This is a genomic window from Actinoalloteichus hymeniacidonis (genome assembly GCF_014203365.1).
GTDB lineage: Bacteria > Actinomycetota > Actinomycetes > Mycobacteriales > Pseudonocardiaceae > Actinoalloteichus_A > Actinoalloteichus_A hymeniacidonis.
Map to the genome: position 1 here is coordinate 1,070,104 of NZ_JACHIS010000001.1, position 14,191 is coordinate 1,084,294.

Consider the following 14,191-nt stretch of genomic DNA (forward strand, 5'->3'; position numbering starts at 1 on the left):
CCCGCTCCTCCAACGAGTGAGAGCTAGATCGCAGTGGTGGCGCTGCCGTGCCGCGACGGACGCGCGCGAGCACCCACCTGTCCGCCAGCACGCCGGTTGACCTGTGGCGATGAGTACGCTCGTCGGTCTGACCCGCGTCTTGTGGCCGGGAACGAGGAACGTGGAGGGATGGCCGAGCCGTGCACCTGAAGAGCCTGACGCTCAAGGGATTCAAGTCCTTCGCCTCGGCCACCACGCTGCGTTTCGAACCGGGGATCACCTGTGTGGTCGGCCCGAACGGCTCCGGCAAGTCCAATGTGCTCGACGCGCTGACCTGGGTGATGGGTGAGAAGGGTGCCAAGGCGCTGCGCGGCGCCAAGATGGAGGACGTCATCTTCGCCGGGACCTCCGGCCGCGCCCCCCTCGGCCGCGCCGAGGTCACCCTGACCATCGACAACTCCGACGGCGCCCTGCCCATCGAGTACACCGAGGTCTCGATCACCCGCCGGATGTTCCGCGAGGGCGCCACCGAGTACGAGATCAACGGTGACGCCTGTCGCCTGCTCGATATCCAGGAACTCCTCTCGGACTCCGGTATCGGCCGGGAGATGCACGTCATCGTCGGGCAGGGCCAACTCGCCTCGATCCTGGAGTCCAAGCCGGAGGAGCGCCGCGCCTTCATCGAGGAGGCGGCCGGCGTCCTCAAACACCGCAAGCGCAAAGAGAAGGCGCTGCGCAAGCTCGACGCGATGCAGGCCAATCTGACCCGACTCACCGACCTCACCGCCGAACTACGCCGCCAGCTCAAACCGTTGGGCAAACAGGCCGAGATCGCCCGCCGCGCCCAGGCCGTGCAGATGGAGTTGCGGGACGCGCGGCTGCGGATCGTGGCCGACGACCTCGTCACCGCCAGGGCCGATCTGGCGAGGGACGAGGCCGACGAGGTCTCGGTGCGCACCCGCCGCGCCGAGGTCGAGCGCGCGCTGCAGACGGCGCAGGCCGAGCAGACCGCGCTGGAGGAACAGCTCGCGCAGGACGCGCCGAGGCTCAACGCCGCCCAGGACACCTGGTATCGGTTGTCGGCCTTGGAGGAACGGTTGCGCGGCACCGTCCGGCTCGCCGCCGAGCGACACCGCCACCTGGCCGCCCCGTTGGACGGCCCGCGCGGCGGCCGCGACCCGGAGGAGTTGGAGGCCGAGGCGGAGGAGGCCGCCGAGACCGAGGTCGAGCTGGCGGAGGTCCTGGAACAGGCCAGATTCGACCTGTCCGATGCGGTCGAGGCACGCGGCAAGGCCGAGCAGGACTTGGCCGCCGTCGAACGGGCCCACGTCGCGGCCGTGCGCGCCGTCGCGGACCGTCGGGAGGGCCTGGCGAAACTGGCCGGACAGGTCGAGCTCCTGCGAAGCAAGGCGGACTCGACGGCAGAGGAGATCGAACGGCTGTCGGTCGGCCTGGCCGAGGTCTCGGAGCGTGCGGTCGCCGCAGCCGAGGAACTGGCCGAACAGCAGGCGGTCGACGACGGCCAGGACACCGACGACGCGGATCTGGGCGACCGACACCGCACGGCGACGGCCGAACGGGAGCAGGCCAGGGAACGGGTCAACGAACTGGTCGCCGCCGAGCGCGCCGCCGAACGGGAGATCGCGGCCTGGACCGCCAGGGTGGACGCCCTGTCGCTCGGCCTGACCCGCAAGGACGGCGCGGGCGCGCTGCTGGCGGCGGGGGAACGACTGCCCGGTCTGCTCGGCTCGGTCGCGGCCCTGCTCACCGTCGAGCCCGGCGCGGAGGTGGCGATGGCCGCCGCGTTGGGACCGATCGCCGACGCGGTGGCGTTGACCGGATTCGACGACGCACTGGTGGCGCTGGAACTGCTCAAGTCCCAGGACGCCGGCCGGGCGAACCTGCTGCTCGGCGGTGCGCCGCCGATCCCGACCGGCGACCGACCGGCCCTGCCCGCCACGGCCCGCTGGGCGGTCGATCTGGTCGGCGCACCGCAGGGTCTGCGGCCCGCGCTGTTGCGCGCCTTGGACGGTGTCGTCGTGGTCGAGGACCTGGCGGCCGCCAAGACGCTGGTCGCCGACCAACCCGAGTTGCGGGCGGTGACGCCGCAGGGCGACGTACTCGGTGCGGGCTTCGCCTCCGGCGGATCCGGGCGCGACCAGAGCGTCATCGAGGTCCAGGCGGCCGTGGACGACGCCGGTCGGGAGCTCACCGCCGCGCAGCGCAGATTGGAGGGGCTCTCGGCCGCGTTGGAGGGCGCCAGAGCCGACGAGCGGGACCGGCGCGAGCAGATGCGCACCGTCGGCGAGGCCGTCAACGAGGCCAAGGTCCGCAAGGCCCGCAGCACCGAGCGGCTGAGCAGACTCGGCCAGGCCGCACGCGCCGCGAGTGCCGAGGCCGAGCAGCTGCTCAATCGACGGACCAAGATCGAGGCGACCCACGAACGGATCCTGCGTGAGCTGGACGAGTCGAGGGACCGGCTCGCGGCGGTGGAATCGGAACCCCTGGAGCACGAACCGGACTCGGACGAACGCGAACAGGCCGCAGCGGCCGTCGACACCTGCCGACAACGGGAGATGGACGCCCGGCTGGTGCAGCGGACGGCGGAGGAACGGGCGCGGTCGGTGCAGGGCCGGGCCGAGCAGTTGCGCCGGGCCGCCCGCATCGAGCGGGAGAACCGAGCCAGGATCGCCGCCGCACGCCAATCGCGGAATCGTGGTGCCGCCGTGGCCAAGGCGGTGGTCGACGCGGGTGAGTTCGCGGCGGGCCGCATCGCGGTGTCGTTGAGCCGGGCCGTCCATGAGCGCGATGCCGCCCAGGCCGCACGTGCCGACCGGGAACAGGCCTTGACCACGGTGCGCAATCGGGCCCGGGAACTCGGCGTCACCCTGGAGAAGCTCACCGATGCCGTGCACCGCGACGAGGTGCTGCGGGCCGAACGGCGATTGCGGCTGGAACAGCTCGAAACCAAGATCTCCGAGGATTTCGGTATCGGGCTGGACGATCTGGCCGCCGAGTACGGCCCGGATATCGGGGTGCCGCCCAGCGCGGCCGAGATGGCGGAGTACGAGGCGGCCCGGGACCGCGGCGAGGAGGTCACCGCACCCGCTCCGGTGCCCTACGACCGCGATACCCAGCTGCGCCGGGCCAAGCGAGCCGAACGGGACCTCTCGCTGCTGGGCAAGGTCAATCCGCTCGCGCTGGAGGAGTTCGCGGCGCTGGAGGAGCGCTACCGCTTCCTCGCCACCCAGCTGGAGGACCTCAAGGCCACCCGGCGGGATCTGCTCACGGTGATCAAGGACGTCGACGAGCGGATCCTGGAGGTCTTCTCCACCGCGTATGTCGATGTGGCCAGGGAGTTCGAGATCGTCTTCGCCACGCTGTTCCCCGGTGGCGAGGGCAGGCTCGTGTTGACCGAGCCCGAGGACATGCTGACCACCGGGGTGGACGTCGAGGCGCGGCCACCCGGCAAGAAGGTCAAGCGGCTCTCGCTGCTCTCCGGTGGCGAGAAGTCACTGACGGCGGTGGCGATGTTGGTGGCGATCTTCCGGGCCAGGCCGTCACCGTTCTACGTGATGGACGAGGTCGAGGCGGCATTGGACGACACCAACCTCCGCCGCCTGATCGGCCTGCTCGAACAGCTCAGGGAGACCTCGCAGCTGCTCATCATCACCCACCAGAAGCCGACGATGGAGATCGCGGACGCGTTGTACGGGGTAAGCATGCGGGGCGATGGCATCAGCACGGTGATCTCGCAGCGGCTGCGGGGTCGCGAGCGATCTCAGCCGGTGCCAGCGGCGGTCGAGGGCTCCGGCACCGCCGATCCCGGACCGGCGGAGGCGGACGCCGAGTCCACCGCGACCACGGCGTCGGAGGAACCCGAGGGGAACTGAGCCCGGATGGATGCCCGTGGCCGGGCAGACCCCGGGCATCGCGTTCCTCGGTGGGTTACGGGGCGGGTGATCTCCGATGTCACCGGCTCGATCGTGGACCCTTCTCCACCTGATCGAGGAATTCCATCCAGTGGATGATCGGGAACCACAGAACCGGGCCGTTCGGATTCTTGGAGTCGCGGACCCCGATCAGCTCCCGGATCGTGGCTACCTCGACGCAGTTTCCGGCGCCGTTGCTGCGGATGCTCTTCCGCCACGTTCCTGCGGTAAAGAGCTGCCCCATTTTCGGATCCTCCTCGTGGTGCCAGCCGCGACGAGAAGTCTCGGTGGTCGGTGGCGGCGAATCGCCGGATATCGCCTGCCGCGCCTGCCCCGCGAAGCGACTTGGGGTGATGTCAGGAGTGTCGCGTCAGGTCGGCGGCCAACTTTGTCATCAGTTCGGTGGATTCCGCAGGCGAAAGCGCTGCGTCGCACAGATCGCTGAAACTCGCGTTGTAGCGCGCGACGTCGTCGTGGGACTCGACGTATAGACCCCGGCACAGGGTCTCCAGGTAGACCACGTCGTCCTCGCCATCGGGGAAGTGCAGGATGGAGTAGGCGGTCCCGAGCGAGCTGTGTGCGCCTGCGGAGAACGGCACGACCTGGACGGTGACATTGCCGAGCCGGGCGATCGAGATCAGGCTTTCCAGTTGGGACAGCATCACCGATGGGCCGCCGATGAGCTGTTGCAACGCGGCTTGTCCGATCACCGCGTGGAACTCCAGCGGATCCTCCTCGGTGAGTCGGGTCTGCCGGGCGGTGCGTAGTTTCGCCCGCCGATTCACCACGTCGTCTTCGCCTGCGGCACTGGGTTGTTCCCATACCTCGATCACCGACCGGGCGTAATCATGGGTCTGTAGGAGCCCGGGGATGAGATCGATCTCAAAGGCATGAATGGCGGTGGCATCGGACTCCAGACCGATATACGCCTCGAACCAGTCGATTACCGCGTCGCCATAGATCTCCCACCAACCCTTCTGCCTTCCCTCCTTGGCCAGCGCGATCAACGAGTCGGCGCGTTCACCGCTGACGTTGTACGCCTGAAGCATCACCGTTACGTCGTTGGGATGAGCCGCATGTTGCGCACGTTCCAACTTGGACAGTTTCGCCGGTGAGAAGTTGAGCAGCGGTGAGGCTGCTTCGAGAGTGAGTTGGGCCTGTTCTCGCAGCCTGCGTAGTTCGCGGGCGAGTTGGCGCCTTCGCGCCGTCGGGTTGCCGCGTGTTGGTGCTGGCACCCGTACCTCCTTGTCGACGGGACGCGGCGAACATCGCCGACGGGAAAAACTTTCCGAGATCGGGGTCCGCCTTCGGGTCACCCGCCCATGCGCGATGCCCCGGGGAACGACTGCCCTTCGGGAATGACACCGCGCTACCACTCCGGCGGGTGACGGCGAGCCACCGATGAGACCTTACGTACTGAACCGGGTTGCGTGCTGCCACTCGATCGGGTGAATCACATGAAAACTTCAGTCGTGCTCTTGTCTGGCTGAAATTTTCAGACAAGCTGGTTAGCGTAGCCACCGCTGCCCATGATTTCATCCCGACGCATCGCCCCTCGGTATGGGTGGCGTGCGCCCGTAGGCTCTTCGCTGGGGCCTGGCCAGCCTGCCGGTCGGCACGAACCCGCGAAACCAGATCGAACCATCGGACCGCCACAGGGTTTGCGGCGGAGAAGTGAGGATGGCGATGTCAGCGCATTCCCGGCGATCGTTCACCTATTACCGACGAGTGACCGGTGAGGATCTGACCACGGGACACTGCACCAGCCAGATCGAGCTGACCGAGGACCGCAGGCAGGTCTACTTGCGACTGGCATCGACCGCGATGTTCGCCGTGTTATTGGACGCCGACGCGATCGGCGAGGTGATCGAGGGCCTACAGGCCAACGACACCCGCGACGTCGAGGTACCCCACGTCGAGCGCGGGATCGTGACGTTACGCATCGCGCCGCATCGCAGCAGGATCTCGCTGGGACTGTTCCTCAGCGAGGACGAGAACATCCAGGTCGCATTCAGTGCCGAACAACGCAAGGAGCTCGTCGAGCACCTACTGGGCGGACTCGCATGGCTGAACGGCTCCAGCTCCAGCACCGACTCCTGACCGAGGGCTCGCCGGGTGCGGGGCCGACCGAGGACGGACCGACCCCGCTGCTCGCTACTCCGGTGCCGGTCGGTCGCCTGCCTGCGGCGCCACGAGGTCGGCGTACTCGGGGTGCTTGTCGACCCAGCTCGCCACGAACGAACAGGCGGGCTGCATCAGCAGACCACGCGCCCGGACGTCGTCCAGGGCCTGCCGAACCAGCGCGCCGCCGACGCCCCGGCCGCCGAACTCCGGCAGAACCCTCGCGTACTTCAGCACGAGAACCGGACCGGCCCAGCCGTAGTCGATGAAACCGGCGAGCTGCTCGGCGATCCGGCCCTCGTACCGGGTTGCCTCGACGGCGTCGGTCACGGCGAGTTCCGCGTTGCTTGGCTGTTCCATGGTCGCCATCCTGCCCCGCGTTCCAGGCGCGGGCACCGTCGTTCGCGTCACCGTTCGCTCACCGGGTCGGGCCGACCGCTGGGATCGGTGTCCGTCGGTCCCGATTTCTCGATGCCCGCCCCGCTCGGGCCTGCGCCCGCCGGTTTCGACTCCGGCGGCGTGGCGTCGCGAGGCCCGGCATCGCGCGGAATGAAGTCCTCGGTGATGACTCCGGGTCGCGGCCTGCGCAGCGACATCAGCCAGCCGACCAGCATGGTGACCGCCACACCCAGCGGCGCGAACCAGGGGAAGGCCAACACCGTCGGTTCGCCGTCGGCGCCCGGGAATCGGACGAAGGTCATCACCAGCAGCACCACCACGATGGTCGAGGCGAAGGCGACGATGGCATCCACCTGGTTGGCCCGCCGGACGAGCAGACCCAGGGCGAAGGCACCCAGCAACGCGCCGTAGGTGTAGCTGGCGATGCTGAGCCCCACCTCCACCACCGGGTTCGACGTCGTGGTGAACAGCGAGGCGAAACCGACGAACACCAGGGCCCAGACGACCGTCCAGATCCGGCCGTACCGCAGGACCGCCTCATCGGACAGGGTTCGTCGGGTGAAGCGTTGGTAGAGGTCGCTGACGGTGGAGGTCGACAGCGAGTTCAGCGAGGAGGACAGCGTGCTCATCGCGGCGGCGAGGATGCCGGCGATCATCAGGCCCGCCAGTCCGGGCGGGAACTCCTCGATGATGAAGGTCGGGAACAGCTCGTCATTGTTGCCCAGGCCGAGGGCGGCCGGATCCATGCCGCCGTAGAAGCTCCACAGCATCGCGCCGACCACCAGGAACACGGCGAACTGCAGGAACACCACGAAACCGCTGGCGATCAGCGCCTTCTGGCTGTCCCTGACGTTCCGACAGGCCAACAGCCGCTGCACCATGAGCTGGTCGGCGCCGTGCGAGGCCATCGCGAAGATCGCGCCGCCGATCACTGCGGTGATGAAGGAGTACTGGTTGGTGAGGATGCTCGAACCGAAGTCGAGTAGCTGGAACTTGCCTGCCTCGGCGGCGCTGCCCACCCAGCCGTCGGGCAGCCGGTTCGCCAACAGCCACACCGCCGCGACGCCACCGCCGACATAGATCGCCATCTGGACCACGTCGACCCAGACCACCGCCTTGATTCCACCGACATAGGTGTAGATCACGGTGAACAGCGAGAGCCCGAGGATGATCTGCCAGTAGGCGACGTTCAGGCCGAAGGCGTCCAATAGCAGCTTCACGGGGATTGCGGTGGCGAACAGCCGGACACCGTCCGCGAGCAGCCTGGTGACCAGGAACGTCACCGACGCGGTGCCCTGCAGCCCGCGGCCGAAGCGCTTCCCGAGGAAGGCGTAGGCGCTGACCAGGTTGCCTGCGTAGTAGCGCGGCAGCAGGACGAAGGCCACGACCACCCGGCCGATCAGATAACCGATGGCCAGCTGGAGGTAGGTGAAGGAGCCCAGATAGGCGACGGTGGGGACGCTGATCACCGTGAGCGTGGAGGTCTCGGTGGCCACCACCGAGAAGCACACCGCCCACCAGGGCAGGTTCCGCCCGCCGACGAAGTAGTCCTCGGCGGACTTCTGTCTGCCCGCCAGCAGCACGCCGAGCACCGGCATGAGTACCAGATAACCCACGATGACGATGAGATCCAGTGTGTGCATGACGCCTCCTGGTCAGTGCGCGTCGCCGGCCGGACCGGAATCGGTGCGGGTGTTGTCGTGATCGATGCGTAGGGCGTGCACCGAGGTGTCGTGGGGAACGGGTTGTCGAAGTGGTTCCCTGCCGGGCGTGATCGAACCGAGAACCCTCGACCCGGCTGCTCCGGTCGCGGCGGGCAGGTTCCCCGGTAGTCCGTGCCAGCTCAGGAAACCGATCGTCGCGGCGAGATACGCCTCTTTGTCGTCGCCGGGCAGCCCGAGCGAGTCGCTGGTCGTCACCTGCGCCGGTGCCAGCCGAGCACGCAGCGATCGAAGCAGCGTCGGATTGTGCGCACCGCCACCCGAGACGACCACCCGGCCCACTCCGTGACGGTGGACGGCCGCGCCGATGGTCTCGGCGGTGAGTTCGACCAGCGTCGCCAGCACATCGGCGGGCGAGAGGTCGGGACGATTCGCCAACTGCGCACGGAGATACTCCCGACCGAAGTGCTCCTTGCCGGTCGACTTGGGCGGCGCTGCGACGTAGTACGGGTCGGCCAGCAGCACGCCGAGGAACTCCGGATCGGGGCTGCCCTGTGCGGCGAGCCGACCGTCGACATCGTGGCCGGGGCCCGCCGGATCGAACTCGGTGGCCGCCGCGTCCAACAGGGCGTTGGCCGGGCCGATGTCGTAGGCGATGGACCGACCGGCGTCCACCACCGTGAGGTTCGCGATGCCCCCGAGATTGAGCACCCCGATCGCACCCTCGCGGGGCTCCTCGCCCCGGCGTGCGGACAGCCCGGCGATCCAGTACTGGTCGAACAGGCCCGCCAGCGGAGCCCCGTGTCCGCCTGCGGCGACGTCCCTGGTGCGCAGGTCGGCCACGACCGGCAGCCCGGTGGCCTCCGCGATCCAGGATGGACAGCCGAGTTGCAGGGTGCCAAGGCATCGACCGGCCCGCCTCGGCGAATCGGCGGCGGGCTCCTCGGCGGTGTCGATCCAGTGATAGACGGTCTGGCCAAGGGAGGCGATCAGGTCCGCCCGGCCGCCCGCCCGGGTCTCGATCACCCGGGTGGCGGCCTCGGCGAAACACTGCCCGATCCGGGTGTCGAGTTCGCAGAGCAGCCTGGCCGAACAGTCGCCCGCTGCGACGACGGCGGACAGCTTGCGCCGCAGATCCGGCGGGTAGGGCATCGCATCGGAACCCAGCGGGCGTAGCGAGACCGTGTCCCGATTCAGCGCGAGTTCGGCCACGGCAACGTCGATGGCGTCCATCGAGGTGCCCGAGCTGATCCCAACGACCCGAAAACCGTTCACTTGCTGTGGTCTAAAGCACAGCGCGAGTTTGCGCAATAGGTAACGCTCCTGCGCCGAGCTCGACATCACCTCCGGCCGGTTCCCGACACAGCCCACGTCGGGTGGGAGGATGACCCCGTGTCGACCACGTTGATCTGGGTTCTCGTCATCGCTCTCGTCGTGCTCGCCGCAGCGCTGATCACCGGTGTGGCGCTGGTGCGACGACGACGCATTCGCCTGAGCGATGCCGAAGCCGAGAAGCCGACCGAGCAACTGCGTCCCGCCCAACGCGGGGGTGGTTACCAGGCTGGTGGCGGCTTCAACCTGTCGGCGACCACTGCGGCACCCCCGGTCGAACGCACCGAGGTCGACGGGCAGCCCGGCGTCGGTGACGACGCCTCGGTGCCCAGGGATTCGCATCGGCAGGGCATCGTCGACGTGACCCTGCCCGCAGGGGATGTCGCCGCGCCGACGGAGCAGGCCGCGCCCGAGCAGGCCGCGCCCGAGCAGGCCGCGCCCGAGCAGGCCGCGCCCGAGCAGGCCGCGCCCGAGCAGGCCGCGCCCGCTCCGGCGGAGACCGAGCAGCAGACCCCCGGCACGACCGACACCGGCGCGACCACCACGGAGCCGCCGACCACCCCGGTGCCCGTCCAGCCCGCCGAGCCGCCCACGACGCCGGTGCCCGCCCAACCGCAGGCCGCGCCGCAGGCGCCCCCGGCCGTGACCACCGATGCAGCTTCCACCGAGACCGTGGTCCCGACCGAGGTCGAGGAGATCGCCCCGACCGAGGGACGGCTGGAGCGACTCCGGGGACGCCTCTCGCGCAGCCGGTCGGCCTTCGGTCAGGGCCTGCTGGGTCTGTTGGGCGCGGGCGATCTCGACGAGGACTCCTGGACCGACGTCGAGGACACGCTGCTGCTCGCGGACCTGGGTGCCTTGACCACCAGCGAGGTGGTGGGCAAGCTCCGGGAACGCATCGCCTCGCGTGGCGTGCGGACCGCCGGGCAGGTGCGTGAGCTGCTGACCGAGGTGTTGGTCGAGGCCCTGCACCCGGAGATGGAGCGCTCGGTGCGGGCACTCCCACACAGCGGTAGGCCCGCCGTCGTCCTCGTGGTCGGCGTCAACGGCACCGGCAAGACCACCACGACCGGCAAGTTGGCCAGAGTGCTGGTCGCCGACGGTCGGCATGTGCTGCTCGGTGCGGCCGACACCTTCCGTGCGGCGGCTGCGGAACAGCTGGTGACCTGGGGAACCCGAGTCGGTGCGGAGGTCGTTCGGGGTCGCGAGGGCGCCGACCCGGCCAGCGTCGCCTTCGACGCCGTCAAGCAGGGCACCACCCTGGGCGCGGACGCCGTTCTCGTCGACACCGCGGGCCGCCTGCACACCAAGGCGGGCCTGATGGACGAGCTGGGCAAGGTCAAGCGTGTGGTCGAGAAGCAGGCCGAGGTGGACGAGGTGCTGCTCGTCCTCGACGCCACCACCGGCCAGAACGGGCTCACCCAGGCCAGGGTGTTCTCCGAGGTCGTCGATGTGACCGGCATCGTGTTGACCAAGCTGGACGGCACGGCCAAGGGCGGCATCGTCTTCCAGGTGCAGCGTGAGCTCGGCGTCCCGGTCAAGCTGGTCGGCCTCGGTGAGGGACCGGACGACCTCGCACCCTTCGAACCCGCCGCCTTCGTCAACGCCCTGCTCTACTGACCCGGCGGCCGGTCGGCCGTGGTGTGTTGGCCTGACGGTCGTACAACCGTCGACCGATCGTTTCAACGCCGGTACGCCACCACGCTGACCTCGCTGGTCCGATCAGTCGAATCTCCCTCGCCAACACATGAATTCTTCACATCTCCTCTGTCCAAGTCGGTGAAAGCTCGGCACGGTGGGCTGATGACGGCTCCTGACCAGGGGCCGTCGTACTGGGCGGAAGGAAAGACATGTTGAGAATGCTCGGACGCATGGGCGTCTTACTCGCCGCGTTGGTGATGGCGATGGGCACGGTGAGCGTGGTGAGCGCGCCGGAGGCGCACGCCTACAACTGGACCCGCACCCTGCGTCAGGGGGACAGCGGTGCCGACGTGCGGGAATTGCAGATCCGCGTGGCGGGCTACGCGGCGGCGGGCGCGTCTCGCACCGCGTTGACCATCGATGGTGACTTCGGTCCGGCCACCGAGGGCGCCGTCCGGCGGTTCCAGGGCGCCTACGGCCTCGGAATCGACGGTGTCGTCGGTCCGAACACGCAGTCCCGGCTCAACTGGTTGGAGTCCTCCGACGGCTCGACCAGGCACTTCAACTTCTCGGAGTTTCACTCCAAGGATGGGGCGGGATTCAACAACGGCCGGGTCGGTGCGTCCACCGTGCGGGAGAACATCCGTCGGCTGATGTACAAGCTGGAGGCCATCCGCAAGAAGTCCGGTGACCGGCCGATCACCATCAACTCCGGTTTCCGCAGTGTCTCGCACAACAGCGCCGTCGGCGGCGCGTCCAACAGTCAGCACATGTACGGCATCGCCGCCGACATCGTGGTCAGCGGCCGGTCGGTCAGCCAGACGATCGGCTATGCGCAGAGCTCCGGTTTCTCCGGCATCATCCGCTACTCCACGTTCACCCACGTCGATAGCCGCGCCGAGTACTCCTACGGCTCGCGGGCCTGGTACTGGGCCATCTGATTCCGATCGACCGTTCGACCGGGCGCGGCGTTCCCCACCGGGGCGCCGCGCCCGTTCTTTTCGGCGAGGTGGGATGCTCGGTACCCGCCTTTGCGGTGTTCGCGCGGATCCGCCCGATATTCTCCCGCATGCGCCGTGAGCGTTTCGTAACCTCGCGGCCGGAGTCGACGATCTTGGATCTGCGCTCACGTCGATGTTTACCGCTCGGGTGACATCCGTCCGTAACGACTCCTGAAGGTATTTCACGTCCGCGCAACATCGGGTGACACATATCGAAACGCCCCGGATCGAACCTTGGCCCGTGCGTCGGCACGAGTGGAGGCGAGATGGATAGCGGCAATACTGCGTGGGTGCTCACCAGCGCGGCCCTGGTGATGCTCATGACCCCGGGATTGGCATTCTTCTACGGCGGCATGGTCCGCTCGAAGAGCGTCCTGAACATGATCATGATGAGTCTCGGCAGCATGGGCGTGGTCGGCCTGTTGTGGGTGCTGTTCGGGTATTCGATGGCCTTCGGAAACGATGTGGGTCTCGGCCTGCTGGGCAACCCGATCGAATACTTCGGCCTCAACGGTCTATGGGATCCGGAATCGCTGTCCGGCTCGATTCCCACGCTGGCATTCGTGGGTTTCCAGGCGATGTTCGCCATCATCACGGTGGCGTTGATCTCGGGTGCGGTCGCGGATCGGATCAGATTCGGCCCCTGGTTGTTGTTCGCCGGTCTCTGGGCCGTGGTGGTGTATTTCCCGGTCGCCCACTGGGTCTTCGCCTTCAGCGACGAGGAAGCGGGTGTGGTCGGCGGCTGGATCGCCAACACGCTCGGTGCGATCGACTTCGCGGGCGGCACCGCGGTGCACATCAACGCGGGCGCCGCCGCGCTCGCCCTGGCGTTGGTGCTCGGTAAGCGTCGGGGCTGGCCACAGGAGCCGATGCGCCCGCACAACCTGCCCATGGTGGTCCTCGGCGCGGCGCTGCTGTGGTTCGGCTGGTTCGGTTTCAACGCCGGGTCGGCATTGGCCGCGGACGGCACCGCAGCGCTGGTCCTGGTCAACACGTTGGTGGCCACGGGCGCGGCCATGCTCTCGTGGCTCCTGGTGGAACGCATCAGGGACTCCCACGCCACGACACTCGGTGCCGCCTCCGGCATCGTGGCGGGGCTGGTGGCCATCACCCCGGCCGGTTCCTCGGTCTCGCCGCTCGGAGCCATCGCGATCGGACTCGTCTCGGGTGCGCTCTGCGCCCTGGCGGTCGGCTTGAAGTACCGCTTCGGCTACGACGACTCGCTCGACGTCGTCGGCGTCCACCTGGTCGGTGGCCTGGTAGGCACGCTGCTCATCGGACTGTTCGGCGACAGCAGCACCCCGGCAGGCGTGGACGGACTGTTCTTCGGCGGCGGCCTCGAACTACTGGGCATCCAGGCCGTCGGTGCCATCGCGGTGCTGGCCTACTCCTTCGTGGTGAGCCTGCTGCTGGCCCTGCTGGTCAAGGCCGTCATCGGGCTGCGGGTCCCGGCCGAGGCCGAGGATGCGGGCGTCGACGAGTCGGAACACGCTGAAGGCGGCTACGAGCTGGCCGGATTCGCCGTCAGCCGCGTGGCGGCGCAGCAACCCGGCGGTGCGGAGCCCGCCCCGGTCTCGACGAGGCAGGACCCGACACAGCCGCAGCAGGCGTTCGAGGGGAGTAAGCAGTGAAGTTGGTGACCGCGATCGTCAAGCCCGCCACCCTGGGCGCGATCCGCGCAGGCCTGGACCGGCTCGGCGTGCTGGGCATGACCGTGGGCGAGGTCCGGGGCTATGGCAGGCAGAAGGGGCACACCGAGGTCTACCGGGGCGCCGGGGTGTCGATCGACTACGTGCCCAAGGTCCGCATCGACGTGCTGACCGAGACGTCGATCGTCGACGCCGTGGTCGACACCATCGTGGAGACCGCGCGTAGCGGCGCGATCGGCGACGGCAAGGTCTGGGTGACCCCGGTCGAGTCCGTCGTCCGGGTGCGGACCGGGGAACGCGACAGCGACGCCCTCTAGAGACCCCGGACAGGCTGGTAGGCCTCGGACGGACCGATCCCGGCCGACGCACAGCGAAGGAGCCCTCCCCGATGGGGAAGGGCTCCTTCGTGCGTTGGTGACTGGAGGTCCAGCGGCGTTCGATCGGGCGCGATCCGCACGGTCGATGAGTAGATTCCC

11 protein-coding genes are annotated in these 14,191 nt (G+C 68.6%); 6 read left to right on the forward strand and 5 right to left on the reverse strand.

Annotated elements, in window-relative coordinates; translation table 11 throughout:
* Positions 1-179 precede the first annotated feature (179 nt).
* Entirely contained in the window at positions 180-3,872 is a 3,693-nt protein-coding gene (gene smc, locus BKA25_RS04915; RefSeq protein ID WP_069851765.1) for a chromosome segregation protein SMC, read from the forward strand.
* A 79-nt stretch (positions 3,873-3,951) separates the two neighbouring features.
* On the opposite strand, the gene BKA25_RS04920 is transcribed toward smc, so the two are convergent.
* Positions 3,952-4,155: a DUF397 domain-containing protein gene (locus BKA25_RS04920; protein ID WP_069851761.1), complete on the reverse strand. Its 204-nt coding sequence runs from the start codon at positions 4,153-4,155 to the stop codon at positions 3,952-3,954.
* A 112-nt stretch (positions 4,156-4,267) separates the two neighbouring features.
* The gene (locus BKA25_RS04925; RefSeq protein ID WP_069851759.1) at positions 4,268-5,146 is read right to left on the reverse strand and encodes a helix-turn-helix domain-containing protein; all 879 of its coding nucleotides are present in this window, start codon (positions 5,144-5,146) and stop codon (positions 4,268-4,270) included.
* 451 nt (positions 5,147-5,597) lie between these two features.
* On the opposite strand from BKA25_RS04925, the gene BKA25_RS04930 reads away from it, so the two are divergent.
* Entirely contained in the window at positions 5,598-6,011 is a 414-nt protein-coding gene (locus BKA25_RS04930; RefSeq protein WP_157421243.1) for a hypothetical protein, read from the forward strand.
* A gap of 54 nt (positions 6,012-6,065) precedes the next feature.
* Here BKA25_RS04930 and BKA25_RS04935 read toward each other — a convergent pair whose 3' ends face one another.
* Genes BKA25_RS04935 through BKA25_RS04945 form a run of 3 tightly spaced genes read right to left on the reverse strand, consistent with a single transcriptional unit; the run spans position 6,066 to position 9,367 of the window.
* Entirely contained in the window at positions 6,066-6,392 is a 327-nt protein-coding gene (locus tag BKA25_RS04935; RefSeq protein WP_069854015.1) for a GNAT family N-acetyltransferase, read from the reverse strand.
* A 47-nt stretch (positions 6,393-6,439) separates the two neighbouring features.
* Entirely contained in the window at positions 6,440-8,074 is a 1,635-nt protein-coding gene (locus BKA25_RS04940; RefSeq protein WP_084643344.1) for a sodium:solute symporter, read from the reverse strand.
* Between the two features lie 12 nt (positions 8,075-8,086).
* Complete coding sequence (locus BKA25_RS04945) at positions 8,087-9,367, reverse strand: anhydro-N-acetylmuramic acid kinase (RefSeq protein WP_236750373.1); 1,281 nt, start codon at positions 9,365-9,367, stop codon at positions 8,087-8,089.
* Positions 9,368-9,484: 117 nt separating this feature from the next.
* Between BKA25_RS04945 and ftsY the strand changes: the two genes are divergently transcribed.
* The 4 genes from ftsY to BKA25_RS04965 all read left to right on the forward strand — a co-directional run bounded on the left by ftsY (position 9,485) and on the right by BKA25_RS04965 (position 14,032).
* Positions 9,485-11,044 (forward strand): signal recognition particle-docking protein FtsY, encoded by a 1,560-nt coding sequence (gene ftsY, locus BKA25_RS04950; protein ID WP_069851753.1) that lies wholly within the window; start codon positions 9,485-9,487, stop codon positions 11,042-11,044.
* 230 nt (positions 11,045-11,274) lie between these two features.
* Positions 11,275-12,006 carry a D-Ala-D-Ala carboxypeptidase family metallohydrolase gene (locus BKA25_RS04955; RefSeq protein WP_069851752.1) on the forward strand — a complete coding sequence of 244 codons (732 nt, stop codon included), beginning with the start codon at positions 11,275-11,277 and terminating at the stop codon, positions 12,004-12,006.
* Between the two features lie 326 nt (positions 12,007-12,332).
* Positions 12,333-13,697, forward strand: a complete 1,365-nt coding sequence (locus BKA25_RS04960) for an ammonium transporter (protein WP_069851751.1) — start codon at positions 12,333-12,335, stop codon at positions 13,695-13,697.
* On the forward strand, positions 13,694-14,032 hold the full coding sequence (locus BKA25_RS04965; RefSeq protein ID WP_069851750.1) for a P-II family nitrogen regulator: 339 nt from the start codon (positions 13,694-13,696) through the stop codon (positions 14,030-14,032). Before BKA25_RS04960 ends, BKA25_RS04965 begins: the two co-directional genes overlap by 4 nt.
* The last annotated feature ends 159 nt before the right edge of the window (positions 14,033-14,191 follow it).

What these genes read in the sequence shown, in the direction of transcription:
- BKA25_RS04920 (WP_069851761.1), bottom strand. Translation starts at nt 4,155, where the DNA reads ATGGGGCAGCTCTTTACCGCAGGAACGTGGCGGAAGAGCATCCGCAGC.
- BKA25_RS04930 (WP_157421243.1), top strand. Translation starts at nt 5,598, where the DNA reads ATGTCAGCGCATTCCCGGCGATCGTTCACCTATTACCGACGAGTGACC.
- BKA25_RS04935 (WP_069854015.1), bottom strand. Translation starts at nt 6,392, where the DNA reads ATGGAACAGCCAAGCAACGCGGAACTCGCCGTGACCGACGCCGTCGAG.
- BKA25_RS04940 (WP_084643344.1), bottom strand. Translation starts at nt 8,074, where the DNA reads ATGCACACACTGGATCTCATCGTCATCGTGGGTTATCTGGTACTCATG.
- BKA25_RS04955 (WP_069851752.1), top strand. Translation starts at nt 11,275, where the DNA reads ATGTTGAGAATGCTCGGACGCATGGGCGTCTTACTCGCCGCGTTGGTG.
- BKA25_RS04960 (WP_069851751.1), top strand. Translation starts at nt 12,333, where the DNA reads ATGGATAGCGGCAATACTGCGTGGGTGCTCACCAGCGCGGCCCTGGTG.